Source organism: unidentified bacterial endosymbiont, from assembly GCF_918320885.1.
GTDB lineage: Bacteria > Pseudomonadota > Gammaproteobacteria > Enterobacterales.
The window spans coordinates 553,940-579,354 of the sequence record NZ_OU907312.1 but is presented as its reverse complement, the minus strand read 5'-3'; the positions used below and the strand labels follow the sequence as shown (position 1 = coordinate 579,354).

The window sequence follows — 25,415 nt, the reverse complement described above, 5'->3', positions numbered from 1 at the left end:
GGTGGTGTTCCACGCTAGAGAGCTGCTTCATCGGCTATTTTCCAACTGGATAACCGCGTGTAGGCGCTGGATTACCTGGGGTTGGCGCGTTAAGCACGCCTGCAGGGTGAGCTCTACCCAGGAGGCACCGAGGGGCTGTAGCACTTGAAAACGTTGCACGGTGATCACTTGCTCATCCACTAAATCTTCCCAACCGCGGCTGTGGCAGGCTGTAATGCCCTGTTGTGTTTCTAAGTTCCCTTGACGTAGCCGATAGCCCATGGTCATTGCCAACGCCGGCCTGTGGCTACTGCCGATCAAGCCGTTACGATTGCGATCGTAATAGAGTAGTAGGCAGGAAGCAGCCGGCTCTCCTGGATAGTGTCCTATAACCAGTGGGGCCGGGAGCGGCCGAATGATCTGAGCGGATTGCCGAGCATTGGCTCTGTAGAGGAAACCAGCACGCTTTAACAGGATCGCCATTTTATTGAGGTGCTGCTGTAATGTATAGGTTAGGTAGTAGCGCTGATACTGTTGCTTCGCTTGATAGATCAGCTGACTCACCGCGCCTAGGGAGGCTAGCGTGATCAGACTTCCCAGCGTTAACCAGAGTAATAGGTTTGGCAGAGAGAAACCACGGTGGTCATTCATCGGCAGGATCGGAGTGTGGTGAAATTTGCCTGCTCACTGCAGCGACTGAGTCGTCCCTTACTGGATAGAACCACTCTGATCTGGTAGGGGCCACTGCGTAACTGCAAGCGAGTAGCCGCAGTGGCTCCTGATGCCCCCTGGAAGCGCGGTGGGGGAAAATGGGGGGTCGTCAGTAACCGAACGTTCGAGTGAGGTAATAGCCAGTGTAGGGGGGTGGCTTCACAAAGCGTCTGCGGCGAGAGCTCTCGAGCCCAGAGACACCAGTGACCGGTAGTCGACCGTTGTGAGTGGACTGTCAGCGTTTGTTGGCGTTGTTCAGCCAAGCTGTGTACTTGAGCCAGGAAAGCCAATAGGGCACTGCTGCTATCTTCCAAAGCTAGGCGCTGCTGTTGGTGCTGCCACCCCTGCAGCGTATAGGCACTGAACAGGGCGATGATACTGAGCGTTAGCAGGAGTTCTATCAGTAGGAGACCACGCATCGAGGACGCTCCGCTATACCCCTATAGAGAGCAGTAGCTTGCAAGCTACTGCAGTGGTTAGCCAGAGCAGGGGGTTAGAATTGGAAAATTCATTCCAAAAAAGGGAGAGGTCGCTTGAAAGGCGCTGCTGTTCACCGTGATCCAAGATCACGCGGTAGCTAGACAGCAATAGGGGCTTTAATGGCTGGATAGGGATGGTAATCCAGTACTTCAAAGTGCTCAAATTGATACTCAAACAGCGACGCCGGTTTGGTGGTGATCTGTAGACGTGGGAGCGCCCTTGGCTGACGGCTCAGCTGTAATTCTGCTTGGGGAAGATGATTCAGGTAGAGGTGGGTGTCACCACCACTCCAGACAAAGTCACCGACCGCTAAGTCGCACTGCTGGGCCACCAGATGGGTCAATAGTGCGTAGCTAGCAATATTGAAGGGCAGCCCTAAAAAGACATCACAAGAGCGCTGATAGAGTTGGCAAGAGAGGCGATTATCACCATCGACATAAAATTGAAATAGCGCATGGCAAGGTGCTAGCGCCATCTGATCGAGCTCCCCAACGTTCCAGGCTGAGACCACCAGGCGTCGTGAATGGCGATTCTGTTTCAGTTGTTCTATCACTTGGCTGAGTTGGTCGATAGAGTCTCCCTGAGCCGTCCCCCAGGCACGCCACTGTTTGCCATAGATCGGCCCCAATTCACCTTGAGCGTCAGCCCAAGCATCCCAAATGCTGATCTGATGTTGTTGTAGATCAGCCACCTGGGTGCTCCCCTGTAAAAACCACAGCAGTTCATAAATAATTGAACGTAGATGGCACCGTTTGGTGGTGACCAATGGAAAGCCCTCTTGCAAGTTAAAGCGCATCTGGTAGCCGAAGATAGAGAGCGTTCCCACCCCAGTACGATCTGGTTTGCGGGAACCATTATGCAGGATATGCGCCATCAAGGTTAGGTACTGTTGCATAGGGGTTCCTTGTGCTAGGACGATCGACGATAAGCCAGGACTAGTAACGTCAAGCCGGCAATGATCATCGGTAATGAGAGCTGTTGTCCCATGGTCAATGTAGCGACTAATGCAGCACATTGTGGATCAGGTTCACGGTAATATTCGACTATAAAGCGCAAACAACCATAGCCACAGAGAAATAGTCCAGAGAGTGTTCCCGTTGGACGAGCGGGGTGTCGAAAGTGCTGGAGCAAGAGGAATAGCAATACTCCTTCTAAAAGCGCTTCATACAGCTGTGAGGGGTGGCGAGGCCATGGGCCCGCTTGTGGAAAGATCACCGCCCAAGGCACCCCTGTCACCCGTCCCCAGAGTTCACCATTAATAAAATTACCGATACGTCCCAGCCCTAAGCCGACGGGAACCCAGGGGGCAATAAAATCAGCCACCAATAGGAAAGGACGTTGAGTCAGTCGTGCAAACCATCCTAACGCTAGAATGACCCCCACCAGCCCGCCGTGGAATGACATCCCTCCTTCCCAAATGCGCAGTACAGAGAGGGGATCAGTGACAAAAGTAGGGTATTGATAAACCAGGGTATAACCCAGTCGTCCCCCCAAGAATAGTCCAAAGAAGCAGGCGTGTAGCAGCGTTTCTACTTCCCCACTGTGCCAGCCGCTTTTGGGCTGGCTTGCCTGTCGCTTGGCTTGCCACAAGGCGAAGCAGAAACCTAATAAATACATTAGGCCGTACCAGCGTAAAGCGATTGGCCCAACAGAAACCAGGATGGGATCGAGGTGCGGCAGTAGCCATGCTTCAGTGTGTATGACTGGTTGCATTTGAGTGGTCACGGTTGGTCGGTTTTGACTTAAAAGGGCGTACTCTGCTCAACGGTGTTCCCTCAGCAGCAGGCATCACGATGCCAGCAAACTCCTGGAGGACCTGCCGATAGACATTGCGTTTAAAGGAGACTGCTTGGCGTACCGGATACCAGTAGCTCACCCAGCGCCAATCATCAAACTCTGGTGTGTCAGTCGCTCGAATGTTGACACACTGTTCATCCCCTTGTAGGCACAGTAAAAACCATTTCTGTTTTTGACCAATACAGAGGGGTTTACTATGCCAGCGTATGAGTCTTTTTGGAATTTGGTAGTGCAACCAATGGCGGGTAATACTTAAGAGGCGCACCGCTTTGGGACCAAGACCGACCTCTTCGTATAATTCACGGTACATCGCCTGCTCTGTAGACTCACCCACATTGATGCCGCCTTGGGGAAATTGCCAGGCATGTTGACCACAGCGCTTCGCCCACAACAGTTGGCCCGCTGGGTTGCAAATGACGATACCAACGTTTTGACGGTAGCCTTCACTATCTATCATCAGCTGGTTCTCAGTGAATAGAGGATAGACCATGCGCGGGATTGTGACATACAACGGGACTACAGGTAAATAGTTGACAGGGGCGTGAAGTGCTTTGGATAACTGGTGATATTAGGATGATTTATGTACAGCTGCTCGGGGGGCCTCACAAGGTTATGCACTTATTCTGTGGATATCTGTGTGAAAAATTACCGTGGACTCTTAGAATAACTAGAACTGCCTGATCATTTAAAAAGCATCATATTTTAAATAAAACTTAAAAAACAATGGTTTATTTCTATTTTTTCTTTAAATTGACAGGTATTTCCACTGGCTGTGATCAACAAAAGTCAGGTTGGTGAAAGATTAGCCAGCTCTGGATTTATACACAAGACCTCTTGACAGCTTGCTTAAGTGGTGCCTCAAAGTCATCGATAGGGACTTTTTAAATCGTAAACGGTGGTGATGAGGCCCTGTTTTACGGTAAGCCGAGGGAGACTGTGGATAACTTTCAGATGGTTGATCGTCTTGTGACTTCACCAGCCTGTGTAGATCTGCTACGCTAGCTGGCATGAATCAAGTACCCTCTTTGGCCCGGGTGTCACCAGACAATGAACGGCAGCTCTATCAGCGTGCCTGCGCCTTAACGGGTCACAGGCTGGATACCTTAGCGGCTAGGGCAGGTTTCATGGTGCCGAATACAATGCGGCATACCAAGGGCTGGGCTGGTTTATTACTTGAACAGACTCTAGGGGCTAGCAGTGGCAGCAAACCGCAGCAAGATTTTCCGCAATTGGGGATTGAGTTAAAAACAGTTCCCGTTGATGAGCGAGAGCAGCCCTTGGAAAGCACCTTTGTTTGTGTTGCTCCATTAATCGGGAATAGCGGTCTCAGCTGGTCTAACAGTTTGGTCAGGCATAAATTGCAACGGGTGTTATGGATCCCCATTGTTGGCCGGCGCGGCTACCTATGGACAGAGCGGCGGATTGGTATCCCGAGGCTATGGTCGCCCACTGTACAACAGGAGCGGCAATTGCAGACTGATTGGGAAGAGTTGATGGATCACATTGTTCTGGGTGACATTGCTCAGATCTCTGCACATCGGGGTGAGGTGTTGCAACTGCGTCCCAAAGCGGCGAATAGCCGGGCGCGAACGGCAGCAGTGGATCACCAAGGGCGGCCGATCAGCACCTTGCCCTTGGGTTTTTATCTGAGAACTGCTTTTACGGCACAGCTATTAGCTTAAGTTGATAATACTCCGTTGTTTCATTTCAGTATCCATCACTATCAAGGTGCCTGGAGAGGTTAATAGTCCTTTGATTTGTGAGGTTTTGGTGCGGGGGGTGCCTTGCCAAAACAGCTTTTGCAGGTAGAGTGACAGCGCTGATATAGCGAGTACCCAGAATAGAGTGGCCAATATTTTTTGTGCTACAGGCTGCGCCCTGCTGGTTGATTGAACCATGGTTGAACCAACCACTAGCCCGAATAGTGCGTAGTAGTTTACCCAGACATAAAATGGGATCCCGGGAGTTATCTGGTGTAGATAGCACACCATCGCGGTAGCGAGCGCCAGTGTTAACCAGGGCATAGTTTCAGGGATTTTTTTACAGCAGAGGGTGTAACCAATCATGAGCAATAACGCAAAAACTAACGCACCGAAAACATCGCTATAGTAGTGATAACCCCTATAGACCAGACTATACCCAATGCCTACCAGGAGTAGTGAGATCAATAAGGTAACACTGGGCCTTTTAGCTTTATAGGCTATTGAGGTGTATAAAACCGTTGCCATCAGCATGTGCCCACTAGGAAATCCAAATCCCGGGATCCCCAATGCCGGAGGCAGTGGGACCTTAAAGGTGGCTTTTAGCGCTGCGGAGGCGATACCGGCTAGCAACATGAGGCTAGTGATGTGATAAAAAGTCTGTCGACTCCACCAAATAAATCCCAGCACAATCAGCAGCGCCAAGGTGGGAGCATGACTAAGAATCAGCAAGGCTTTGGCTACTACAATGCCATCTAGTACCATAAAAATCGCCTCGAAAGAGTAGGGAGTGTGAGATTGATGTTCCCCCAAATTAATGGACAGATCTGAAGATAAACGAAGAGTATAAACTTTACTACTTTTTAAAGGTCATCAGATGGGTCAAGGTCAGATATCGCCGCTTCACCGTACGCTTTGGCCGATCCCAAGCATGATCTGCGTTCGAGCAAGCGTCCGTAGGAAAGCGACAATAGCTAACTTGCGCATAATGGATTACTCATTTAACTAAAGGGTTAACAATTGAAACAAGCACCACTAATTGTCGCGGCAGGTGGGATTAACGCTGCTGGGCGGACTTCTGGTCATCAGGGCTACAAACGATTGATTTTTCCTCATTTGTCAGCCGACGATGCGAATGCAGTCGTACAGGATCTAGCCATCCGAATGGGGTTGGAGCTCGCATGGCGCGAAAACCCTATTGCGGTACAACCACAGGTTCTCGCCGGCACGCTGGTGCGCGACATCAGTAACGAGCGCTCTGATCTTGCCACCTTTTTTTAGACACAGAGAAGAGAAACCTTAAGCGACCTGGGATAACCAATTTTTTTCAAAATTTACAGGAGACAGATAGCCTAGCGTTGAGTGCCGTCTCTGTCGGTTATAAAACACTTCTACGTATTCAAAAATGCTCAATTTGGCTTGTTCTCTGCTCTCAAAACGTTCAAAGTGGGTGTGCTCTGTTTTTAAGGTATGGAAAAAACTCTCTGCTACTGCATTGTCATAACAATTGCCCGTACTACTCATGCTAAGCGTTATCTGGTGATGCGCCGATACAGCCTTGAATCCTTTGCTGGTATACTGGCTGCCTCGGTCGGAGTGGTGGATGAGACCTGCAGCAGGCTTCCTCCGTGTTATTGCCTGGCGTAATGCTGCGGCTACTAACTCGGTGGTCATGTGAGCTTGCATATCCATCCCCACGATACTACGAGAGAACAGGTCCAGTACGATAGCAACATACAACCATCCCTCTTGGGTCGGAATATAGGTAATATCTGCTGCCCAGTATTGATCAGGGCGAGTGGCTGTGAACTTCTGCTTGAGTAAATTAGGCGCCACTGCGGCCTTTGGATCGACTATTGTGGTTACCTTAAATCGTTTTTTCATCTTAGCCGCAATATGGGCTGCTTTCATTAGCCGACAAACCCGTTTGCGTGAACAGCGCTCACCTCTAGCTCGTAACTCAGCATGGATACGTGGGCTACCGTAAATTTGGTTGCTTATGGTATAAACCTCTTTAATTTCAGATATTAAACGCTCATCCTCACAATAGCGCTTGGATGGCTCAGCCTTGATAAACTGATAATAGCCACTGCGGGATACACCTAACACGTTGGACATCCTCTCTACGCTGAATTCCCCAGCATGCTTTTGCATAAACTGGTATTTTACTTGCGGGCCACTGAGAAGATGCCCAAGGCTTTTTTTAGGATATCCCTCTCTTCGCGTGCTATCGCCAATTCTTTCCGCAATTGACTGAGCTCAGCATCAGACGCTTTCAGGTATCCTTTGCCCGGGAAAGCCTCTGCACCATCCTTGTTATGCTGATGGACCCACCCTGCCAATGTACTCTTGGGAACTCCCAATTCCTCGCTCAATTGACAGAGCGTTTTACCAGTGCTGTGATACAGCTTTACCGCATTCAGCTTGAATTCCTTATCATAGCTCCTTGATTCCCCTTGATTCATAACTTCACCTCAAAAAGTAACAAAAAATTATACGCTTTGTTCCTCTTCGTTGTGTCCGTTAAAGGGTAGCAAGATCAGTTAGCTCTGGATCTGGGTGCCAATATCCTGGGGATGGTAGCGGATGTATTCGTCCAAGCAGACGGATCCAAAAAGTCGATTACCGAACCTGGCATCGGCAATTATGTCACCATGCTAAAAGCTGGCGCCTTAGCTTGGTCATTGCTCGGGGAAAGCGGGGCAAGGAGTCTGTACGTCCATGCCCATGGCACAGGCACACCGCTCAACTGCTCTACAGAGGCGAAAATATTGCAGACTGTGGCTGCCATGCTGGGTAATGATGTTCGACTGGCCGTGACCTCGATAAAGCCCTACGTCGGACATTCGCTGGGCACTGCAGCTGGAGATCAGATCGCAGCTACCCTAGGGGCCTGGCAATACGGTTGGGTCCCGGGCATTACCACAATCGATCGGGTGGCAGACTGCGCTGCAGTGCCTGCTCTCGATGTATTAACGGAAGCCCGCGAGATCGGCGCAGCAGAGGCCGTTATCATCAATGCTAAGGGATTCGGGGGCAATACTGCCTCTGCAGTACTGCTCAGTCCAGAGGAGACGTTGGCGAAGCTAGAGGCACGTTATGGCAGCAGTGATCTGACCACTTACCAACATCGCAGATAGAATGTTTTGCAACACATCTGCGAAGCTGACGCCAAGGCTTGCCAAGGCCAGGAGTCGGTCCGCTACATCTCCCGCTGTGGCCCAGCAGATCACGACAGAATCCACGTAGTAGAGGGATGGATTCACATAGATGGCTACTCGCAGCCAATCGTGCTACCTGATGGTAAAAAACTGCATACCTATTTCCGTTGAAACAGCTGTGGAGGTTCACTACTCCACAGGAGACGAATAGGCGTCATATCCATAAGACGCATGCAGGTTGATCTTGCTACCCTTTAACGGACACAACGAAGAGGAACAAAGCGTATAATTTTTTGTTACTTTTTGAGGTGAAGTTATGAATCAAGGGGAATCAAGGAGCTATGATAAGGAATTCAAGCTGAATGCGGTAAAGCTGTATCACAGCACTGGTAAAACGCTCTGTCAATTGAGCGAGGAATTGGGAGTTCCCAAGAGTACATTGGCAGGGTGGGTCCATCAGCATAACAAGGATGGTGCAGAGGCTTTCCCGGGCAAAGGATACCTGAAAGCGTCTGATGCTGAGCTCAGTCAATTGCGGAAAGAATTGGCGATAGCACGCGAAGAGAGGGATATCCTAAAAAAAGCCTTGGGCATCTTCTCAGTGGCCCGCAAGTAAAATACCAGTTTATGCAAAAGCATGCTGGGGAATTCAGCGTAGAGAGGATGTCCAACGTGTTAGGTGTATCCCGCAGTGGCTATTATCAGTTTATCAAGGCTGAGCCATCCAAGCGCTATTGTGAGGATGAGCGTTTAATATCTGAAATTAAAGAGGTTTATACCATAAGCAACCAAATTTACGGTAGCCCACGTATCCATGCTGAGTTACGAGCTAGAGGTGAGCGCTGTTCACGCAAACGGGTTTGTCGGCTAATGAAAGCAGCCCATATTGCGGCTAAGATGAAAAAACGATTTAAGGTAACCACAATAGTCGATCCAAAGGCCGCAGTGGCGCCTAATTTACTCAAGCAGAAGTTCACAGCCACTCGCCCTGATCAATACTGGGCAGCAGATATTACCTATATTCCGACCCAAGAGGGATGGTTGTATGTTGCTATCGTACTGGACCTGTTCTCTCGTAGTATCGTGGGGATGGATATGCAAGCTCACATGACCACCGAGTTAGTAGCCGCAGCATTACGCCAGGCAATAACACGGAGGAAGCCTGCTGCAGGTCTCATCCACCACTCCGACCGAGGCAGCCAGTATACCAGCAAAGGATTCAAGGCTGTATCGGCGCATCACCAGATAACGCTTAGCATGAGTAGTACGGGCAATTGTTATGACAATGCAGTAGCAGAGAGTTTTTTCCATACCTTAAAAACAGAGCACACCCACTTTGAACGTTTTGAGAGCAGAGAACAAGCCAAATTGAGCATTTTTGAATACGTAGAAGTGTTTTATAACCGACAGAGACGGCACTCAACGCTAGGCTATCTGTCTCCTGTAAATTTTGAAAAAAATTGGTTATCCCAGGTCGCTTAAGGTTTCTCTTCTCTGTGTCTAAAAAAAGGTGGCAAGATCAAAGAGAGTTGGGTGATGAGTAATACCCCCGTCTTGATCCTGCATGAAACCCGAGATAATGCTTGGCGCTTACTCTTATTAGGCCATACTTTTGGGTGGTTACCCACCCAGCAGGTGGCTATCGTAGAGGCTGACTTCATTCAGCAGTGGCAATCTCCACAGCAGGGTCATGCCACTATCACTACTTTAAAAACTGCCTTGGTCACTCCAACAGCAAACTTTATCACCGAGGCACAGCTCAGCAGCCTCCATCCGCTGGTGGCAGAACAACTCGACCACTGGATACTCTATGCGGCCAATAGCGATGCCGAAGGGAAGGCGCTCCTCCAGCCAGTGATGGTGTTGAAATCAGCAGCCGCCCGCTTCCCCTTACCGCTGATCTCGCTCCAGTTAGCCACCCTGGTCAATCAGCTGATGGGGCTTCCTTATAGCTGGGGGGGACTTGGTGGCCTGTATGACTGCTCCTCGACGCTGGTAACACTGTTTCAACCCTTCGGGATCTGGCTACCCAGGAACTCTGGTGATCAAGCGAGGACTGCACAACCCTATCTTGATTTAACCGGATTGGACCGCCCACAAAAACTGGCACTCATTAAGCAGCAGGGGGTGCCCTTCCTGACACTGGGGTGGCTGCCTGGCCATGTTGTGCTCTATCTTGGCGAAAAACAGGGCATTCCCCACCTGTTTAATAGCCTTTGGGGGTTTAAAACGGTGGATTCTACCACACAGCAAACCGGACGGGCCTTGATTGGACGCTCAGTGATCATGCCCCTGAACGTCGATACGGGGTATGCGAATATCCCTCACACTTTGCTCGACCGGTTGCAGCGCCTCATCGTCGTCACGGCAGACAACTACCCACTCTCGAAACAACCCCCACAGTCAACCCAATAGCCACTGGGAGCGATAGGATCACAGCTGCCTTTTAATCCTGGCTAACCCTCGCTACAATAGAGTCATGGCGACTGCTCTAGCCCCACCAGCACACTGTCCACGATGACTGAAACCCATGCCGACCAAAATAGTCTATCCAGGCACCTTTGATCCATTAACCAATGGCCATCTTGATCTCATTCAGCGGGCAGCAAAGCTGTTTGCACAGGTGGTGGTGGCCATTGCCAACAGCAGTAACAAACAGCCGCTATTGACGGTGACCGAACGGGTCACTTTAGCTCAAAGCGCCACCCACCACCTGCCTAACGTGCAGGTAATCAGCTTCAATGGGCTATTAATCGACTGCTTAGCGCAGCAACAGGCCACGCTGCTGCTGCGGGGTGTACGCAACAGCAGCGAATTCGATAGCGAGTTACAGCGGGCAATGATGAATCATCGCCTGTGTAGCCAGGTGCAAACGCTATTCCTGCCCCCCGCTCCAGAGTGGCTATTTCTCTCCTCCTCTTTGGTGAAAGAGATAGCGCGCCATGGTGGTCAGGTCGATCAATTTTTACCCCCCCCCATCGCCGTGGCAGTAGCGGCCAAACTACAGGGTGGTGGCTCCCCTGGAGTGATGGGTAAACATGCTGAGCTCCTATAGAACCCAGAAATTCTGGCATCAATCGTAGATAAAATTGGCGAGGGTCGCTCGGATAATGTCCGTCATCAGTCATGATGCGCCACTACCGATTTTTCCTTCAATAGTGTGATAACGCCACTTGCCGCTAGGATCATCGAGTCGTTACACTAGAGGCCTTGAATCGATACCTTAGCGGCGCTTTAGCGCCTAAGCCCCTAGATCGTGGACAATAGGCTGTTCTAAATGAATTTGATCAAGCACGCCCAAAGACTTGAGGGCATTCACTACGATCTCCGTGGGCCACTGCTCAAAACTGCACAGCAGCTAGAGCAGCAGGGACATCACGTCTTGAAGCTCAATTTGGGAAACCCGGCCCCTTTTGGTCTGACAGCCCCCCAGGAGATTATTAGCCAGGTTTTGCAACATCTCCCAACCAACCAAGGCTACTGTGATTCCAAAGGGCTCTACACTGCCCGGGCAGCGATTGTGGCCTACTACCAAGCGCAAGGGCTCGCCGATCTGACCGCTGATCGAGTCTTTATCGGTAACGGTGTTTCCGAGCTAATTGTACAAGCGCTGCAAGCCCTGCTCAATCCAGGGGATGAGATATTGGTTCCCATGCCGGATTATCCACTATGGACTGCAGCGGTCTCTCTCTGTGGCGGGCATGTAGTGCACTATCTCTGTGATGAAGGGGCAGATTGGTTCCCTGATCTCACCGATTTACAACGTAAAATCACCCCCCGTACCCGTGGGATTGTTCTCATTAATCCCAATAACCCCACGGGCGCCGTCTATAGTCGCTCACTCTTGTTAGAGATTGCTCGCTTGGCCAGAGAGCATCAATTGATTCTATTCAGCGATGAGATTTACGACCAAATTCTCTATGAGGGGACCCAGCACCATAAAATAGCTGCTCTAGCTCCCGATGTACTGACCATCACTTTTAATGGTCTATCCAAAGCCTATTTTCTGGCGGGATTTAGACAGGGTTGGATAGTCATCACTGGCCCCATACACCTAGCACAGAGCTATTTACAGGGGTTAGAGTTACTGGCCTCCATGCGGCTGTGTGCCAACGTGCCGATGCAGTATGCCATCCCCATCGCCCTGAACACGCCACACTATATTCGTGAGATGACGCAACCTGGCGGTCAGCTGTATGAACAGAGCCACCACGCCTGGCAACTGCTCAACCAAATTCCTGGTGTCTCTTGCGTTAAAGCAAGCGGGGCAATCTATCTTTTTCCCCGGTTAGATAGACAGCGCTTCCAGCTCTCCGACGATCAACAGTTGGCGCTCGATTTACTGCGTCAGGAGAAAGTGTTATTAATCCATGGGAGGGGATTTAATTGGCCTTATCCAGACCATCTTCGCATTGTCACCCTACCCTCCATCACTCAGCTGGAGAGCGCTATCGGTCAATTAGCTCGTTTTTTGTCCACTTACCGGCAATAACGGTTGGATACTGCTGCAATATTCAGTACTGACCTTCTTGTGGCAGAACAGTGAATCGCCTCGAGAATCTCGGAGACTCCACTTTTTCCCTACGAGAGAATCCAGCTGTTCTTTTACAGAATATGAGATAAGAGCTCGGGCGAAACCAGCAGTGATAGACTACATCGAGGGTTTTTACAATAGTCATCACTTACATTCAACTTTAGGTTACCGCTCTCCCATAAACTATGAGTAGGCTGGGGCTATCTCTATCCATCTCATACATTTATTTCTTTCCTGTTGTCGACTTTGACTCTTTCGTTAATGGAATGTTACACTAGATCGACCGCAAAGAAATACTTATGGTTTGTGATAGAAAAGCCGCGGCTTAGCAGTCTACCAGATTGTTTAATCACAACATTTCCCTGAGGGTCCCCAATTCAGAGAGCCTCAGGAGTGGAAAGGTGATGGGTCTTAAATCACCACCCTCTGCCTCACGGCGAGTGTGGTGTGTCCAGAGGGGCAAAGCCTCTTTCAGGTCCTAGCGAAGCGGGAAAGTTCTTATGTTTACCCAGACCCCTTTAATAATTGTAATGACAATGTCTTAATATTTTGCTACTCTGATTTTAAATGTATGGGAGTGGTAGATATGTCTATTTTAAGAGAATTACCAAATAAACGTGAGACCTTGAATCTGCGTATTAAACCAGATGAGCGTAATTTGATTGATTACGCTGCTAAAATTCAGGGAAAAAATCGTACAGATTTTATTCTAGAATCGGCACGGCTAGCCGCTGAGGAAACCTTGATCAACCAAGTTATCATGACAGCCACTCCAAAAGCGTATGGTGATTTTTTTAAACGGTTAGAAATGCCTCCTCTTCCTAACGATCGCTTGTGCACTATGATGCAAACACCAGCTCCCTGGGATAAAATTTGATTATTTCATCCCCTGTATTGCTAACAAGTCAGCATCGAACTGAATTATTTTTCTCTGGTGTAGAGAGCTTGGATCTCTGGCTCAAAAAGCGGGCCGTAAAAAATCAAAACACAGGGGCTTCACGGACTTTTGTGGCTTGCGACGGAGAAAGCGTACTGGCCTATTATGCACTGGCTTCTAGCGCCATTGCTGTTTCTGAAACATTTGGACGTTTTGGCCGCAACATGCCAGATCCCATTCCTGTCGTTATGCTTGGGAGACTAGCAGTAGATAAAAGTTTGCATGGAAACGGCATAGGAAGAGCACTGGTACGAGATGCTTGTCACCGAGTTATACAAGCTGCTGATTCTATAGGGGTCCGTGGAGTTATCGTACAAGCATTATCCGTTGAAGCAAAAAAATTTTACAATCGGGTGGGCTTTGAAGCTTCTCCACTTAATCCCATGATACTCATGGTCACACTCACTGATTTAAAAGCAAGTATTCAAAAAACAATCAATTAAAAACCTGCTCATATAGAAAGATTGATCCCCTTAAAGGTTGGTGTTATTTGTTTAGGGCCTGTTGAGGTCTCGCTATAATTTATTGAAATATAAGAGCAAACTCGTAATATTGTCGTTGTGATACCAACAAAAAAACGAGTTTGCAATGCCCCGCTTAATGCTCAGTGATGAGCAGTGGTCGAAGCTAAAAACGATCATGCTTCAAGAAGGAATTTATGACAAGCTCACTCTGATCTGTCCCGGAAAAAGTGCGCACCGAGTTTACGCTGCTACTTCATAAGCCATGGGTGAAAGATAATTCAGTGTAGAATGTCTACGCTGACGATTATAAAACGATTCTATATAGTCAAATATTGCGTTAGATGCCTGCTGTTCCGTCATTAATTTCATGGTATAGATAAGCTCTACCTTAAGTGTGTGATAGAAGCTTTCCATGACGGCATTGTCATAACAGCATCCAGTACTGCTCATCGAGCAAACCATACCATAATTTTTAAGTGTTTTCTGATACAGAGCACTAGCATACTGGCTCCCTCGGTCAGAGTGAATCACCAATCCTGTTGGTGGCTGACGTCGAGTCCTAGCCATGGTCAGAGCATCGATTATTAATGGCGTTTTAAGGCTACCGCTTAGGCTCCAGCCAACGATCATACGGCTATAGAGGTCAATCACTGTAGCCAAATACAGAAAGCCCGTTTGGGTTGAAATAGTGCTGATATCACTGGCCCAAGCCTGATTAGCGCCTAGTGGAGAAAAATGTCGATTCAGCAAATTAGGAGCTATTGGTAACCGATGGTTACTGTCCGTCGTCACTTGATGTTGACGGGTGGCTGCTGCTTTTATACCCAGCTGTTTCATCAACTTAGCAATACGCTCCTTGCCGCAATAGCGCTGTTCAGCCTGTAAATCAACCCTGATTCGTCGAACACCGTAGGTTTTTCTACTGGCCAGATGTAGCGCCAGAATGCGTTCACCTAAGACTTTATCTTCCTGACCACGCTGGCCAAGTCGGCGATTAAGCCAGGCGTAAAAACCGCGCCGACTGACTGATAATAAAACACATAGCCGTTTAACTGGGTGGAAAGCTTGTTGTTTCAGTATCATAGCGAACCTCTCCTGCTTTCCCTGGAAAAGAGCGCTGCCACTTTTTTTAAAATTAATTTATCTTCTTCTAATTCAATGACCTTCCTCTTTAAACGCCTTATCTCTAGCGCTTGCTCAGAGCATTGTGGCTGGCGAGTAAAGCTTTTATCAGCCTTGGCTGTGTGCCGCCAACCATACAACGTATTGTCACTGATTCCCAACTCGCTAGCCAGTTGGGGAACAGATTTGCCGCTCTCCGCCAGCAATTCCAGAGCCCGTCGTTTAAACTCAGGCGTATACTGCTGTCTTGACATACTAACCTCATTTTCAATCTTACATTTGAAAACAAGGTGTGCACTAATTCAAGGGCAGATCATGTAGTTATCTATGGCTGCCCATGTGAAACCTTAACAGGCCCTAATAAGGTTTTCATCACATCGCTTACCGCATCGGCGGCCTCGTCAAACGATCAGGAAAATAGACTACCCTTCCATGATTACCGCTCACCAGGCTCCATCCAGAGCGTGATCACCGGCTTAGTGCGCTGCTGCCCAGTGAGGACCCACGCCAATATCAACTTTGAGTGGCACCGAAAGCGCGGCACTCTGTACCATCAATCGACGAATGTTTTCGGTGGCTTCTGGCACTACAGGCTGTGCAACTTCAAAAATCAACTCATCATGCACCTGCAGCACCATCTGCACCTGGCCCGGTGGTTGGGTGTGACACCACTGGTCAATCATCACCATGGCGCGCTTGATAATATCTGCCCCGCTGCCCTGCACCGGGGCGTTCACCGCCGCGCGCTCAGCGGCTTGACGACGGGGGGCGTTAGCGGATTGAATATCGGGGAGATAGAGCCGCCGCCCAAACAGGGTCTCCACATACCCCTGTTCTAGAGCCTGTTGACGGGCCTGCTGCCTATAACGCAGTACCCCCGGGTAGCGCTCAAAATAACGGGTTAAAATCGCTTGGGCTTCCTGGCGATTAATCCCCAATTGGCGCGCTAATCCAAAAGCACTCATCCCGTAGATCAACCCAAAATTAACCGTTTTAGCCTGACGCCGCTGCTCTGAGCTGACCGCAACTAAAGGAACCTCAAACAGCTCAGCAGCTGTGGCGCTATGAACATCTTGGTCATTAGCAAACGCTTGTAGCAGGGTTTGATCCTCTGACAAATGGGCCATAATCCGCAACTCTATCTGGGAATAGTCGGCAGAGAGCAGTTGATAGCCCTCAGGAGCGATAAAGGCTTGACGGATGTGACGTCCTTCAGGGGTTCGGATGGGGATATTTTGTAAATTGGGATCACTGGAGGAGAGCCTACCCGTGCTGGTCCCTGTTTGATGGTAGGTGGTATGAATACGTCCGGTCTCCGCGTGCACCAGCAACGGCAAGGTATCGGCATAAGTAGACTTCAGTTTTGCTAAGCTACGGTGGCGTAAAACAATAGCGGGCAGTGGGTAGCGCAGGGCCAACTCACTTAACACCGATTCATCGGTCGAAGGGGCGCCACCGGGGGTTTTTCTGAAGCAGGGGATCTGCAGTTTTTCAAATAAAATCTGTTGTAGTTGTTTCGGGGAGGAGAGATTGAAAAGCTCTCCTGCGAGCGTGTGGGCTTGATCCTCCAGCGATTGCAGCATGACCGCTAGCGTCTGGGAGTAGTGCTGGAGTAGTGAGACATCCAACAACACCCCGATCGCCTCCATCCGTGCCAAGATTGCCATCACCGGCAGCTCTAGATCAGTGAGTAGCTGTAACACCCGCGGCTGCTGTTGCAACTGCGGCCATAGATGGTGATACAGCTGTAACGCCACCGTGGCCTGTTCAGTCGCACCAGCGGCGACTTGGGCGAGTGTCCGGGCAGGTGCTGTTCCTTGGGAGCGGGCTTTTCCAGCACTCAGCGTCCCGTGGTGGAGCGTGCGCTGCAGATGATGGGCAGCCAAGTTCGGTAAATCATTACGTCCAGTTGCACTGTCTAACAGGTAAGTGGCCAACCGGGTATCACCGATCACCCCACGGAGCGTGATCCCATAGCGTGCTAACACCTGTTGCTGTGGTTTAAGATAGTGCCCCACTTTAGGGAGTGAGACATCCTCGAGCAGGGGTTTAAGCTGAGCTAGCAGCTGTTCGAGCGACCATGGCAGTGATCTCCCTGAGATCGGAGTGCTGCAGGGGAGATAAGCCGCTTCACCTTCCGTCACGGCAACCGCCACACCACTCAGCGTCACCAGCCCGTGATCGAACGCCTCGGTGTCGCAATAGAGGGCAAACAGCGGGGCGGTACGCAACTTCACTAGCCAGGCCGACAAAGCGGCTTCATCCACAATCAGGGTCGTCTCTAGTGGAGGTGATTCCTCAGAAGCACCCGGGGGCTCTGGAACCCTCAACGGGGTGCTCACGGTCGTCGTTGGCTGATCGCTCCACAACCGCCCTGCTTGCGCCGCCGCTAACCAGCGTTTAAGTTCATAGCGCGATAGTAAAGTACACAGCTGATCAAAATCTGCAGCTCGGGGCCGCAGATCAGCCGGCGTTACCGACAACGCCACCGCCGTGTCAATGGTGGCCAGACGGTAAGAGAGCTCAGCCAGTTCACGATGCAGTGCTAAGCGCTCTGCTACCCGCTTCGCCCCCCGTATGGTTAATGCCGCGACTTGAGAGAGATCGGCGTAAATAGCCTGCAGACTCCCAATGGTCTGTAATAGCGCCAGTGCTGTCTTTTCGCCAATCCCCGGAACTCCCGGAATATTATCGATGCTATCCCCCATCAGTGCGAACAGATCCACCATCAGTGGCGGAGCAATACCATAGCGTGCCTTGATCTGTGCCACATCTTGCACGGTATTGGTCATGGTATTGACTACGGTGATCGCTGGCGTGACTAACTGCGCCATATCTTTATCGCCGCTGCTGATGATCACGCAACGCCCCTCAGCAGCGGCACGACAAGCCAAAGTCCCCATCACATCATCAGCTTCAAACGCCGGCACCGCCAGCTGTGGGATCCCCATGGCATCCATAATTTGGTATAGCGGCTCAATTTGTCGGCACAACTCGTCCGGCATCGGGGGGCGATGAGCCTTGTAGTCCGCATACAAGGCATGACGGTGGTTTTTGCCCTTGGCATCAAACACGACGGCTACGTGAGTGGGCTGATACTGCCGTAACAAACTACCCAACATATTTAACACGCCAACTATCGCGCCTGTTGGCTCGCCGGCTGCAGTGGTTAGTGGCGGGAAAGCATGGAAAGCACGATACAAATAGGACGATCCATCAACCAAAATAAGCGGGTTATCCACAGCCTGTCTCCTCATCAGTTGGCTGAACCGATTGGTGAATAAAAGTCACACAGTGCTAAACAAAAAGGGAACCCGTCATGGGCAAAGCTGTGGATAACTTTGTGGGTATTCTTTTAACTAAATCACTATTTCTATTGAAAACAAAAAATCATTTAAATTATTTATGAGTTAAAACAATAAGTTACATAACAAAAAACGACCATACAAAAAGACAGCTATTGAGTAACTTCTGTGGACAGTTATTAAAAGGTCTTTTCTTATGCACTTGATGCACTATCTTAAAGTTTATTGTTAAAATAAAGATCAAAGCGGCCGTGTGGTGTCGGTATCCAGGCTGATGGCTTCAGTCCTGCCAGCGGCGGAGCGCCTTTTGGCCTTTTAACGACCACTCGACGACTGGCCAAGGTGTTGGCTGAGGCTAATAATTGATCGGCATCTCTATCTAAGCCTACCAACTGTTGTAGCATTTGCATCTCTTTTTTAACTAAAGCCCGATGATGACGAGCCGGAAACATGGGATCAAGATAAACCACTTCAGGTGCCCTCAGCCCAGGCTGTTCACTGCCTAAGCTACCAACCCCGAGCAACCTTAGTCGCTCTGATAACCAAATTCCACTTTTTTTATCAAAATAAGCACGCTGTAACCCATCCTGTAATAAAGCAGCCACAACGGGATGACGTTCCAACATCTGTACCTGGCAACCCAGTGCCGCTAAAATAAAGGCATCGCGCCCTAGCCCGGCCGTTGCATCCAATACGGTCGGTCGATAACCTCCCTGGATACCCACCGCTCGGGCTAATGCCTCATTGGCCACCGTGGCCTGACGGTAACGATACCCCAGGCGACCACTCACAAAATCAATGATCAGCGGCTTAAAGCGGGGCTGATCACGCTGACACAGCGCCAAACCTTGCGGTGTCAGCATTAAACCAAACCGTGCCAGCTGATCAGGTTGTAACTGCCAAGTTGCAGCAATGTTTACCAGGGTAGCCTGAGCCGCTGCTGAATCTCCTAGCAAAGCGATACTGGCTACTGGATCTGAATCACTGGATACCATGGTGTCGTAAAAAAGCGTCCGGTTGAGGCCATCGACCACGGAAGCGTTTAAATAGTACTAGTGGCTCTTCAGAACCTCCTCGTGATAACAGGCACTCAACAAACTCATGTCCCACTTGAGAATTAAAGATCCCCTCCTCCTCAAAGCGAGCAAAAGCGTCAGCCGACAGCACCTCAGCCCACAGATAACTATAGTAGCCCGCCGCATAGCTGCCAGAGAAAATGTGTAGGAAAGTCTGAGGGGTCCGCAGCCAATCAGGCGCCGTCATCACCGCCACCTCCTGTTTAACCGCCGCCAAGATTTTTAGCGCTTGCCCGCCTTGTTCTGGCTGGTACTCCTGATGCAAGCGTAAATCAAAGAGCGAAAACTCTAATTGGCGAAGAATAAATAGCGCTTCCTGAAAATTTTTAGCCGCTAACAAAGGTTCTAATAGTGCCGGCGGCAGCGGCTGATCCGTTTGATAGTGGCCAGAAATTAACGCCAAGGCGGGCGATTGCCAACACCAGTTTTCCAAAAACTGGCTGGGAACTTCAATAGCATCCCACGGCACACGGGTTCCTGAAACCGCAGCCACCTCCACTTGGGTCAGCAAATGGTGAATACCATGGCCAAATTCATGGAATAGCGTGATCACCTCCTCATGACTCCACAGCGCTGGTTGATTCCCTACGGGTCTGCTGAAATTACAAGTGAGATAGGTGACCGGCTTTTGCCAAACGCCACGGCTATCACGCCGTGCGTTAATACACTCATCCATCCAAGCACCCCCACGTTTATGAGAACGGGCATACAGATCAAGATAGAAACTCCCCAAATGCTGGAGGCCTTGCTGATCGTACAGTTCAAAAAAACGCACCTCAGGATGCCAGGTATCGACTCCCTGCCGTTCACGGATAGTCACCGAAAATAGGCGGCGTAAGACTTCGAATAGTCCCTGCAGCACCCGCTCCTCTGGAAAGTAAGAGCGCAACTGCTCATCATCGATGGCATACTGCTGCTGTTTTAATTTCTCACTGTAGTAGGGAAGGTCCCAAGGCTGTAACGTCTCAATGCTATCCTGCTGCCGTGCAAAATTCTGTAGCTCATTGAACTCACGCGCTCCCTGCGGACGCACACGCTGCAGCAGATCGTTTAGAAAATCTAACACCTGTTGTGGCGTATCAACCATCTTCTTAGCGAGAGATTTTTCAGCATAATTAGCAAATCCAAGCAGTTGTGCCAGCTCATGTCGTAAAGCCATGCACTCCTCAATGATCGGCCCATTATCCCACTGTCCTCCTTGGGGCCCTATGTCGGAAGCCCGGGTATGGTAGGCGTGGTAGAAGGAGTAGCGTAGATCTCGATTATCGCAATAGGTCATCATCGCCTGGTAGCTAGGGATCTCTAGCGTAAAGCACCAACCAGGCTTACCTTGCTCTTCAGCACAGGCCCGCGCTAGGTCAATCACCCGGGAGGGCAAACCAGCTAATAGGGACTCATCAAGGATGATTTGATGCCATCCCATGGTCGCATCCAGCACATTATCTTCAAATTGGATGCTCAGCGCTGATAACCGGGCCATCACCACCGCATAGCGCTGCCGCTGCTCTGCTGGCAGGTGGACACCTGCCAGTTTAAAATTACGCAAGGTATTGTCTACCGCTTTCCGTTGTGCGAGCGGGAGGGTGTTAAAGTGATCGCTCGCTTGCAACTGCCGATAAGCGGTATACAGGGCCTGGTGTTGACCCAACCAAGTCGCATACTCCGTCAATAATTGCACGCACTCTTGATAGGGTGCGCGCCACTCTGGACTGTTTTTTACAGCATACAGATGACGAATAGGTGACCACAGTCGGTCCAGTCGGTCCTCTTCCTCAGCCAAAGGCTGGCAGAAGGTGTCCCAGGTAAAGTGTTCACCCTGAGATAATAGCTGAGTCACCAGCTGACGACCGGCTTGAATGGCCTGTTGCACAGCTGGCACGATATGCTCAGCACGTATGGCGGAAAAAAGAGGTAGATCGGTCGTTGTCAGTAGGGGATTATTCATGATAGCAGCTCCATGCAAACCTGGAAAACGTTCGTAGCATGGCGCCGATCAAGGGAAAACGCAATGACTAGTACAGAAGAATTTAACAGGAGTTCCCAGCCCAGCTGCTGCCCAATACTCCGTAAAGATACCGAGGCAGCCTCTCTAAAAAGGCCACAGGAGCAACGCAGCAGTCGAGCGCTGCCTTCTAAAACCAAAGACCAAACAGCAGACTAACGAACCTCCGTGGTACTCCCGTTAACTAGGCACTCAATACAGGGTTACTTGGACAGCACGCAAGCGCCGAGTGAAAAGAGTCCCGGACAAAAAATCTTCAGGAGTACTACTGTATTCCAAGCACTGTAAACTGTTTATTAAACCGCTGAACTCTGCCACCACTGCTGATGAGGCCTTGTTTCCCAGTGTAAAAAGGGTGACAACTACTACAGACATCCAGGTGCAGATCATGTCCGCAAGTAGAACGTGTCTTAATCACATTACCGCAAGAGCAGGTTGCAGTAATTTCAGCATAGGCTGGGTGGATATCTTTTTTCATACCAGCTCACCTTGTATTCAGAACAGCGATAACGGCTTATCTTCAAAGATAGTCCGCCAAAAAATTGCCCGCATCATACCCAATCCTGCCCTGGGTTGCAAGGCCGATGCTGAAGCACCTACTTCAATCCAGGGCAACCATCACACTAAAGCTACTGACCGCTCCCCATAAGCGCTCTGGTAGAGAGCGTGGCAAACAACCCAAAGCTAACAGTATCAACGCTGATCAGATTAGTCGTGTGGTGTCCTAAGAAATCCATGAAAAGGTGATCGGTGCCTATATCGATAAATTCCATTACCAGTCATTGTAGCCCATTACCCACTCTCCGTATCGCTTGGCCACCCACTGAAGAGTCCAGTAACACTACGGCTTCACAAGCGATGCCTTCACCGCGGCCGATAAAGCCTAGTTTCTCCGTCGTCGTAGCTTTAATATTGATAGAGCGGGCACTGCACTGGAGATCAGCCATTAAGTGATCGCGCATCGCCTCAACGTACGGGGCCAGCTTGGGGGCTTGTGCCATGATCGTGATATCTAGGTTTCCCAATTGGTAGCCCTGCTGCTGCACCTGCTTAAAAGCTTCTCGTAATAAGATCCGACTCTCTATTCCCCGGTAAGCTGGATCACTATCGGGGAACAGTCGTCCAATATCCCCCAAGGCTGCAGCACCCAGTAGGGCATCGGTGACGGCATGCAGCAGCACATCGCCATCTGAATGCGCCACTAATCCTTGTGGATAGCGGATCTTGACCCCGCCCAGTATCAGCGGCCCAGGTCCGCCAAACGCATGCACGTCAAAACCATGACCAATCCTCATCAACGCTTTATCCTAGTTGCTGTGCTAATAAGCAGGCTGCCATCACCAGATCCTCAGGGTAGGTGATCTTGATATTATCCGCACGGCCAGGCACCAACGTGGGTGCATAACCGCAATAGGTGAGCGCTGCAGCTTCATCGGTGATCTCAATCCCAGCACCCAAGGCCCGTTGCAGGCAAACTTTGAGTAGCGGTACGGGGAATAGTTGCGGCGTTAACGCCTGCCATAGCGATTCCCGTGAGATTGCGCCGACAATCTTCCCTTGCGCATCACCCCGTTTAATGGTGTCACGCACCGGAGTCGCCAAAATCGCACCCGCGGGAGCGTGATCGCGCACAGCCAGCAGTCGCTGCAAATCATCAGGATGTAAACAGGGGCGCACGGCATCATGCACCAGGACCCAGCCTGCCTGAAACCGCTGCAACCCAGCCCAGACCGAATCGACACGCTGAGCGCCCCCCTCAGCGATCTGGATCCGCGGATCAGCTGCGACCGCCAGGGTGGTAAAATAGCTATCTTCTGGATTGAGGAGAACCACAATGGTGTGAATGGCCTGCTGCTGCAATAAAACCTGCAAGGTCTGTTCAATGACACAGCTATCCCCTAACGGTAGATACTGCTTAGAGCGTTCGCCTTGTAAGCGCCGTCCAATCCCCGCAGCAGGGACAATCGCATACAGCGGCTCAGCGGACATGATGGCCTAGTGGTTTAAGGCTGACTATCAGGGGAGCTTGGAAGCAGCCGATAGAACTGCTCATCGGGCCGCACCATCCCCAACTCATAACGCGCCCGCTCTTCGATGGCCTCTAAATCATCCACTAAGGCATTCACTTCTATCAACAGTTCCTGATTACGCGCTGCCAGTTGGCCATTATTGGTTTCCAATAGGCGCACCGCCTGCTTGAGTTGCCAATAGGCCCGTAGACCATTTTTACCGAAAACCAAACCGTAGTGTACCCGGGCTAACAGTAGCAGAAGCACGCCGATTACAACGCGTTGCATGAGAGATCTGATTTCACTACTGCTTGTTGTTCCAGCTGACTAGCCAGCTGACGGACCGCTGGGTGTTGAGGAGCCAGGCGTAATAAAGCATTAATACTCGGCATCGAGAGGGTGATCGGTTGCGTCGCCAGTTGCACCCTAGCCCAGCTAATCTGTAGTGCTAACCAATCAGGTCGATCCGGAGTGCCCGATATCTGGGATAAATAGCGTTTTACTTGGAGCCAATTCCCCTGCTGGCGGGCGGCCTCCGCCGCTAATAGATAATGGAGATCAGGCTGTTCGCTCAACGGGGCACTACGCACGAACCCTTTTTCCGCCGCCAAATAATCACCCTCGACCACTTTCAGTAGTGCGGCATGCAACTGCACCTGCGCTCGCGACTGGCGATAGCGCCTCCACCACCCGGTGAGGTGCAGCAGTTTTCTCAAGAGGTGCATCACGATCAGCAGTACTCCCCATAACAGTAGCCACAGCATGACGACCGTCACCAAGCTGGACTCTAGACGGTAGGATCCCACCACCACCAAGATAGACCCCTGATAAGGCCTGATAAGGTAAGCGATCAGAGCTACCATCCCCAGTAACATCATCAACCATACCATCAAACGTCGCATCATCACTGAACCATTCCAGATTGAGGAGAGAGCAGTCGAGAATCACCCAACCAGGGCTGCAAAAAAGCTTCTAACAAAATTTGGCTCTGTAGCTGCTGTGGGAGTTCAAGCTGTAGCGGTTGCTGTTGTCGCCACTGCTGTAGCTGCGCCGATAGTGCCAGCACGCTGGGATCCTGAGGCTCGAACTGCTCTTGGAGTAGGCTGATCATGCGGCTTAAGCAGTGCTGATAATGCACTGATTGCTGTTGCAAAACCGCCTGCACTGCTAAGCGTAAGTAGGCACTCAGCCTCTCTCGGGCAGTGCTCTCAGAGAGGGCGGCTAAGGCGACACCCTGGTCAGTCTGCCGCTGAATGGTGATCAGCCGTCGCAGCAGATACTGCCCTTGCTGTAATAAGTACTGGATCCATCCAGCACGCTCCACGGCGGGCGTGGTAGGCACTGTTGTGCTCTCAACCATCACCAGTCGCCGGCGAGCTATGGGGAGGTAATCCACCTGATCTAAGCTGTTCAGCAGCTGTAACACCAAGGCTTCTTGATCGGGCAGGTCGATCCCGGCGAGTCGACGGCTATCGTCTGCTAAGGCCTGACGTAAAGGCAATAGCGCAGGATTATTGACCGTGGTTAATAGATCAGCCGCCCCCTGTAGTAATCGGCGAGCAGCACCCACATTGTGCAGTAACCATAACTGGTGACCCGCTGCCTTCAGCAGGCTTTGTATCTCTAGTAACTGCCAATCGGCACGGCTGCTAGCGGACAGGACCAACACCTGTTGCTGAAGCTGCGAGAGCTGTTGTGCTTGCTGAACAGTGATCTGCTGCGATTGCAATAGGCGCTCGGTCTGTTGATCGAATAGACTGCGTAGTGCCTGCTGCTGGCGTGCCGACTGCTGTGCTCGCTGTTGGCACTGCTGCTGATGTGCGGTCAGGTGAGCTTCGGTGGCGACTAATAACTGCTGTTGTCGTAACCCTTGACGATAACTGTGGTCATGCAGCAGCCCACTGACAACGAATAACAGCAGGAGGATGAACCGTACCCCCCAACGGCCTATTATCTTCAACCGCTGGCCATCTGCTCGTGCCTCTGTCAGTTTACGCTGTGTCTTGTTATCGGTGGTCATCGGTTGAATAACGTCCTCTTGGCTATAGCCTATCACGGAGCTGAATGCCTACAATGCCCCACCCTCTCACCCCTGACTGCTGGTCGCATCACTTGAGTCCTAAAGTCTCTATTGCTAA

General features: G+C 50.6%; 25 protein-coding genes and 3 pseudogenes. 10 read left to right on the top strand and 18 right to left on the bottom strand.

Annotated features, from left to right (window positions below; translation table 11 throughout):
• Positions 1 to 27 precede the first annotated feature (27 nt).
• From NL324_RS03005 to rppH, 5 genes are all read right to left on the bottom strand, one after another.
• Positions 28 to 630, bottom strand: coding sequence for a hypothetical protein (locus tag NL324_RS03005; RefSeq protein WP_253306277.1), 603 nt, complete (start codon positions 628 to 630; stop codon positions 28 to 30).
• The gene (locus NL324_RS03000) at positions 627 to 1,109 is read right to left on the bottom strand and encodes a GspH/FimT family pseudopilin (protein WP_253306276.1); all 483 of its coding nucleotides are present in this window, start codon (positions 1,107 to 1,109) and stop codon (positions 627 to 629) included. Before NL324_RS03000 ends, NL324_RS03005 begins: the two co-directional genes overlap by 4 nt.
• A gap of 158 nt (positions 1,110 to 1,267) precedes the next feature.
• Positions 1,268 to 2,065: a thymidylate synthase gene (gene thyA, locus NL324_RS02995; protein WP_253306275.1), complete on the bottom strand. Its 798-nt coding sequence runs from the start codon at positions 2,063 to 2,065 to the stop codon at positions 1,268 to 1,270.
• A gap of 14 nt (positions 2,066 to 2,079) precedes the next feature.
• Positions 2,080 to 2,883: a prolipoprotein diacylglyceryl transferase gene (gene lgt, locus NL324_RS02990; protein WP_253306274.1), complete on the bottom strand. Its 804-nt coding sequence runs from the start codon at positions 2,881 to 2,883 to the stop codon at positions 2,080 to 2,082.
• Positions 2,861 to 3,424: an RNA pyrophosphohydrolase gene (gene rppH / locus NL324_RS02985; RefSeq protein ID WP_253306273.1), complete on the bottom strand. Its 564-nt coding sequence runs from the start codon at positions 3,422 to 3,424 to the stop codon at positions 2,861 to 2,863. The genes lgt and rppH overlap by 23 nt, the downstream gene beginning before the upstream one ends.
• A gap of 550 nt (positions 3,425 to 3,974) precedes the next feature.
• Between rppH and mutH the strand changes: the two genes are divergently transcribed.
• On the top strand, positions 3,975 to 4,649 hold the full coding sequence (gene mutH / locus NL324_RS02980) for a DNA mismatch repair endonuclease MutH (protein ID WP_253306272.1): 675 nt from the start codon (positions 3,975 to 3,977) through the stop codon (positions 4,647 to 4,649).
• On the opposite strand, the gene NL324_RS02975 is transcribed toward mutH, so the two are convergent.
• A complete protein-coding gene (locus tag NL324_RS02975) occupies positions 4,641 to 5,432 on the bottom strand; it encodes a phosphatase PAP2 family protein (protein WP_253306271.1) in 792 nt (263 codons plus the stop codon). The genes mutH and NL324_RS02975 overlap by 9 nt on opposite strands.
• Before the next feature lie 255 nt (positions 5,433 to 5,687).
• Here NL324_RS02975 and NL324_RS02970 point away from each other — a divergent pair, with 255 nt between their 5' ends.
• Positions 5,688 to 5,948, top strand: coding sequence for a hypothetical protein (locus NL324_RS02970; protein WP_253306270.1), 261 nt, complete (start codon positions 5,688 to 5,690; stop codon positions 5,946 to 5,948).
• 18 nt (positions 5,949 to 5,966) lie between these two features.
• Here NL324_RS02970 and NL324_RS02965 read toward each other — a convergent pair.
• Positions 5,967 to 7,132 (bottom strand): annotated as a pseudogene (locus NL324_RS02965) (IS3 family transposase).
• A 111-nt stretch (positions 7,133 to 7,243) separates the two neighbouring features.
• On the opposite strand from NL324_RS02965, the gene NL324_RS02955 reads away from it, so the two are divergent.
• The 8 genes and pseudogenes from NL324_RS02955 to NL324_RS02915 form a co-directional block, all read left to right on the top strand.
• The gene (locus tag NL324_RS02955) at positions 7,244 to 7,807 is read left to right on the top strand and encodes a beta-ketoacyl-[acyl-carrier-protein] synthase family protein (protein ID WP_253306269.1); all 564 of its coding nucleotides are present in this window, start codon (positions 7,244 to 7,246) and stop codon (positions 7,805 to 7,807) included.
• Between the two features lie 337 nt (positions 7,808 to 8,144).
• A pseudogene (locus tag NL324_RS02945) lies at positions 8,145 to 9,310 on the top strand (IS3 family transposase).
• A 51-nt stretch (positions 9,311 to 9,361) separates the two neighbouring features.
• The gene (locus tag NL324_RS02940) at positions 9,362 to 10,243 is read left to right on the top strand and encodes an NlpC/P60 family protein (RefSeq protein ID WP_301282747.1); all 882 of its coding nucleotides are present in this window, start codon (positions 9,362 to 9,364) and stop codon (positions 10,241 to 10,243) included.
• A gap of 115 nt (positions 10,244 to 10,358) precedes the next feature.
• Positions 10,359 to 10,883, top strand: a complete 525-nt coding sequence (coaD, locus tag NL324_RS02935; RefSeq protein ID WP_253306267.1) for a pantetheine-phosphate adenylyltransferase — start codon at positions 10,359 to 10,361, stop codon at positions 10,881 to 10,883.
• A 222-nt stretch (positions 10,884 to 11,105) separates the two neighbouring features.
• Positions 11,106 to 12,320, top strand: coding sequence for a pyridoxal phosphate-dependent aminotransferase (locus NL324_RS02930; RefSeq protein WP_253306266.1), 1,215 nt, complete (start codon positions 11,106 to 11,108; stop codon positions 12,318 to 12,320).
• Between the two features lie 628 nt (positions 12,321 to 12,948).
• Entirely contained in the window at positions 12,949 to 13,239 is a 291-nt protein-coding gene (locus NL324_RS02925; RefSeq protein ID WP_253306265.1) for a type II toxin-antitoxin system TacA family antitoxin, read from the top strand.
• Positions 13,239 to 13,742: a GNAT family N-acetyltransferase gene (locus tag NL324_RS02920; protein WP_436298253.1), complete on the top strand. Its 504-nt coding sequence runs from the start codon at positions 13,239 to 13,241 to the stop codon at positions 13,740 to 13,742. The genes NL324_RS02925 and NL324_RS02920 overlap by 1 nt, the downstream gene beginning before the upstream one ends.
• Before the next feature lie 145 nt (positions 13,743 to 13,887).
• Positions 13,888 to 13,974 (top strand): annotated as a pseudogene (locus NL324_RS02915) (IS5/IS1182 family transposase); the annotation flags it as partial.
• Positions 13,975 to 14,003: 29 nt separating this feature from the next.
• Here NL324_RS02915 and NL324_RS02910 read toward each other — a convergent pair.
• The 11 genes from NL324_RS02910 to NL324_RS02860 form a co-directional block, all read right to left on the bottom strand.
• Positions 14,004 to 14,846: an IS3 family transposase gene (locus NL324_RS02910; protein WP_253306263.1), complete on the bottom strand. Its 843-nt coding sequence runs from the start codon at positions 14,844 to 14,846 to the stop codon at positions 14,004 to 14,006.
• Positions 14,843 to 15,139, bottom strand: coding sequence for a transposase (locus tag NL324_RS02905; protein ID WP_253306042.1), 297 nt, complete (start codon positions 15,137 to 15,139; stop codon positions 14,843 to 14,845). Before NL324_RS02905 ends, NL324_RS02910 begins: the two co-directional genes overlap by 4 nt.
• 222 nt (positions 15,140 to 15,361) lie before the next feature.
• On the bottom strand, positions 15,362 to 18,142 hold the full coding sequence (gene polA, locus NL324_RS02900; protein WP_253306262.1) for a DNA polymerase I: 2,781 nt from the start codon (positions 18,140 to 18,142) through the stop codon (positions 15,362 to 15,364).
• Between the two features lie 263 nt (positions 18,143 to 18,405).
• Entirely contained in the window at positions 18,406 to 19,185 is a 780-nt protein-coding gene (locus NL324_RS02895) for a class I SAM-dependent methyltransferase (protein WP_253306261.1), read from the bottom strand.
• The gene (prlC, locus tag NL324_RS02890) at positions 19,172 to 21,211 is read right to left on the bottom strand and encodes an oligopeptidase A (protein ID WP_253306260.1); all 2,040 of its coding nucleotides are present in this window, start codon (positions 21,209 to 21,211) and stop codon (positions 19,172 to 19,174) included. Before prlC ends, NL324_RS02895 begins: the two co-directional genes overlap by 14 nt.
• Before the next feature lie 322 nt (positions 21,212 to 21,533).
• Positions 21,534 to 21,746, bottom strand: coding sequence for a 50S ribosomal protein L31 (gene rpmE / locus NL324_RS02885; protein WP_253306259.1), 213 nt, complete (start codon positions 21,744 to 21,746; stop codon positions 21,534 to 21,536).
• A gap of 301 nt (positions 21,747 to 22,047) precedes the next feature.
• Positions 22,048 to 22,563 carry a 2-C-methyl-D-erythritol 2,4-cyclodiphosphate synthase gene (gene ispF / locus NL324_RS02880; RefSeq protein WP_253306258.1) on the bottom strand — a complete coding sequence of 172 codons (516 nt, stop codon included), beginning with the start codon at positions 22,561 to 22,563 and terminating at the stop codon, positions 22,048 to 22,050.
• A 7-nt stretch (positions 22,564 to 22,570) separates the two neighbouring features.
• The gene (gene ispD / locus NL324_RS02875; RefSeq protein WP_253306257.1) at positions 22,571 to 23,257 is read right to left on the bottom strand and encodes a 2-C-methyl-D-erythritol 4-phosphate cytidylyltransferase; all 687 of its coding nucleotides are present in this window, start codon (positions 23,255 to 23,257) and stop codon (positions 22,571 to 22,573) included.
• 14 nt (positions 23,258 to 23,271) lie between these two features.
• A complete protein-coding gene (locus NL324_RS02870; RefSeq protein ID WP_253306256.1) occupies positions 23,272 to 23,565 on the bottom strand; it encodes a septum formation initiator family protein in 294 nt (97 codons plus the stop codon).
• Positions 23,550 to 24,182: a heme biosynthesis HemY N-terminal domain-containing protein gene (locus NL324_RS02865; protein ID WP_253306255.1), complete on the bottom strand. Its 633-nt coding sequence runs from the start codon at positions 24,180 to 24,182 to the stop codon at positions 23,550 to 23,552. Before NL324_RS02865 ends, NL324_RS02870 begins: the two co-directional genes overlap by 16 nt.
• A complete protein-coding gene (locus tag NL324_RS02860; protein WP_253306254.1) occupies positions 24,182 to 25,333 on the bottom strand; it encodes a uroporphyrinogen-III C-methyltransferase in 1,152 nt (383 codons plus the stop codon). The genes NL324_RS02865 and NL324_RS02860 overlap by 1 nt, the downstream gene beginning before the upstream one ends.
• Positions 25,334 to 25,415 lie beyond the last annotated feature (82 nt).

Excerpts from the sequence above, each read along its gene's own strand:
- NL324_RS03005 (WP_253306277.1), bottom strand. The coding sequence starts at position 630 with ATGAATGACCACCGTGGTTTCTCTCTGCCAAACCTATTACTCTGGTTA.
- NL324_RS03000 (WP_253306276.1), bottom strand. The coding sequence starts at position 1,109 with ATGCGTGGTCTCCTACTGATAGAACTCCTGCTAACGCTCAGTATCATC.
- thyA (WP_253306275.1), bottom strand. The coding sequence starts at position 2,065 with ATGCAACAGTACCTAACCTTGATGGCGCATATCCTGCATAATGGTTCC.
- lgt (WP_253306274.1), bottom strand. The coding sequence starts at position 2,883 with ATGCAACCAGTCATACACACTGAAGCATGGCTACTGCCGCACCTCGAT.
- rppH (WP_253306273.1), bottom strand. The coding sequence starts at position 3,424 with ATGATAGATAGTGAAGGCTACCGTCAAAACGTTGGTATCGTCATTTGC.
- mutH (WP_253306272.1), top strand. The coding sequence starts at position 3,975 with ATGAATCAAGTACCCTCTTTGGCCCGGGTGTCACCAGACAATGAACGG.
- NL324_RS02975 (WP_253306271.1), bottom strand. The coding sequence starts at position 5,432 with ATGGTACTAGATGGCATTGTAGTAGCCAAAGCCTTGCTGATTCTTAGT.
- NL324_RS02955 (WP_253306269.1), top strand. The coding sequence starts at position 7,244 with ATGGTAGCGGATGTATTCGTCCAAGCAGACGGATCCAAAAAGTCGATT.
- coaD (WP_253306267.1), top strand. The coding sequence starts at position 10,359 with ATGCCGACCAAAATAGTCTATCCAGGCACCTTTGATCCATTAACCAAT.
- NL324_RS02930 (WP_253306266.1), top strand. The coding sequence starts at position 11,106 with ATGAATTTGATCAAGCACGCCCAAAGACTTGAGGGCATTCACTACGAT.
- NL324_RS02925 (WP_253306265.1), top strand. The coding sequence starts at position 12,949 with ATGTCTATTTTAAGAGAATTACCAAATAAACGTGAGACCTTGAATCTG.
- NL324_RS02910 (WP_253306263.1), bottom strand. The coding sequence starts at position 14,846 with ATGATACTGAAACAACAAGCTTTCCACCCAGTTAAACGGCTATGTGTT.
- NL324_RS02905 (WP_253306042.1), bottom strand. The coding sequence starts at position 15,139 with ATGTCAAGACAGCAGTATACGCCTGAGTTTAAACGACGGGCTCTGGAA.
- polA (WP_253306262.1), bottom strand. The coding sequence starts at position 18,142 with ATGAGGAGACAGGCTGTGGATAACCCGCTTATTTTGGTTGATGGATCG.
- NL324_RS02895 (WP_253306261.1), bottom strand. The coding sequence starts at position 19,185 with ATGGTATCCAGTGATTCAGATCCAGTAGCCAGTATCGCTTTGCTAGGA.
- prlC (WP_253306260.1), bottom strand. The coding sequence starts at position 21,211 with ATGAATAATCCCCTACTGACAACGACCGATCTACCTCTTTTTTCCGCC.
- rpmE (WP_253306259.1), bottom strand. The coding sequence starts at position 21,746 with ATGAAAAAAGATATCCACCCAGCCTATGCTGAAATTACTGCAACCTGC.
- ispF (WP_253306258.1), bottom strand. The coding sequence starts at position 22,563 with ATGAGGATTGGTCATGGTTTTGACGTGCATGCGTTTGGCGGACCTGGG.
- ispD (WP_253306257.1), bottom strand. The coding sequence starts at position 23,257 with ATGTCCGCTGAGCCGCTGTATGCGATTGTCCCTGCTGCGGGGATTGGA.
- NL324_RS02870 (WP_253306256.1), bottom strand. The coding sequence starts at position 23,565 with ATGCAACGCGTTGTAATCGGCGTGCTTCTGCTACTGTTAGCCCGGGTA.
- NL324_RS02865 (WP_253306255.1), bottom strand. The coding sequence starts at position 24,182 with ATGATGCGACGTTTGATGGTATGGTTGATGATGTTACTGGGGATGGTA.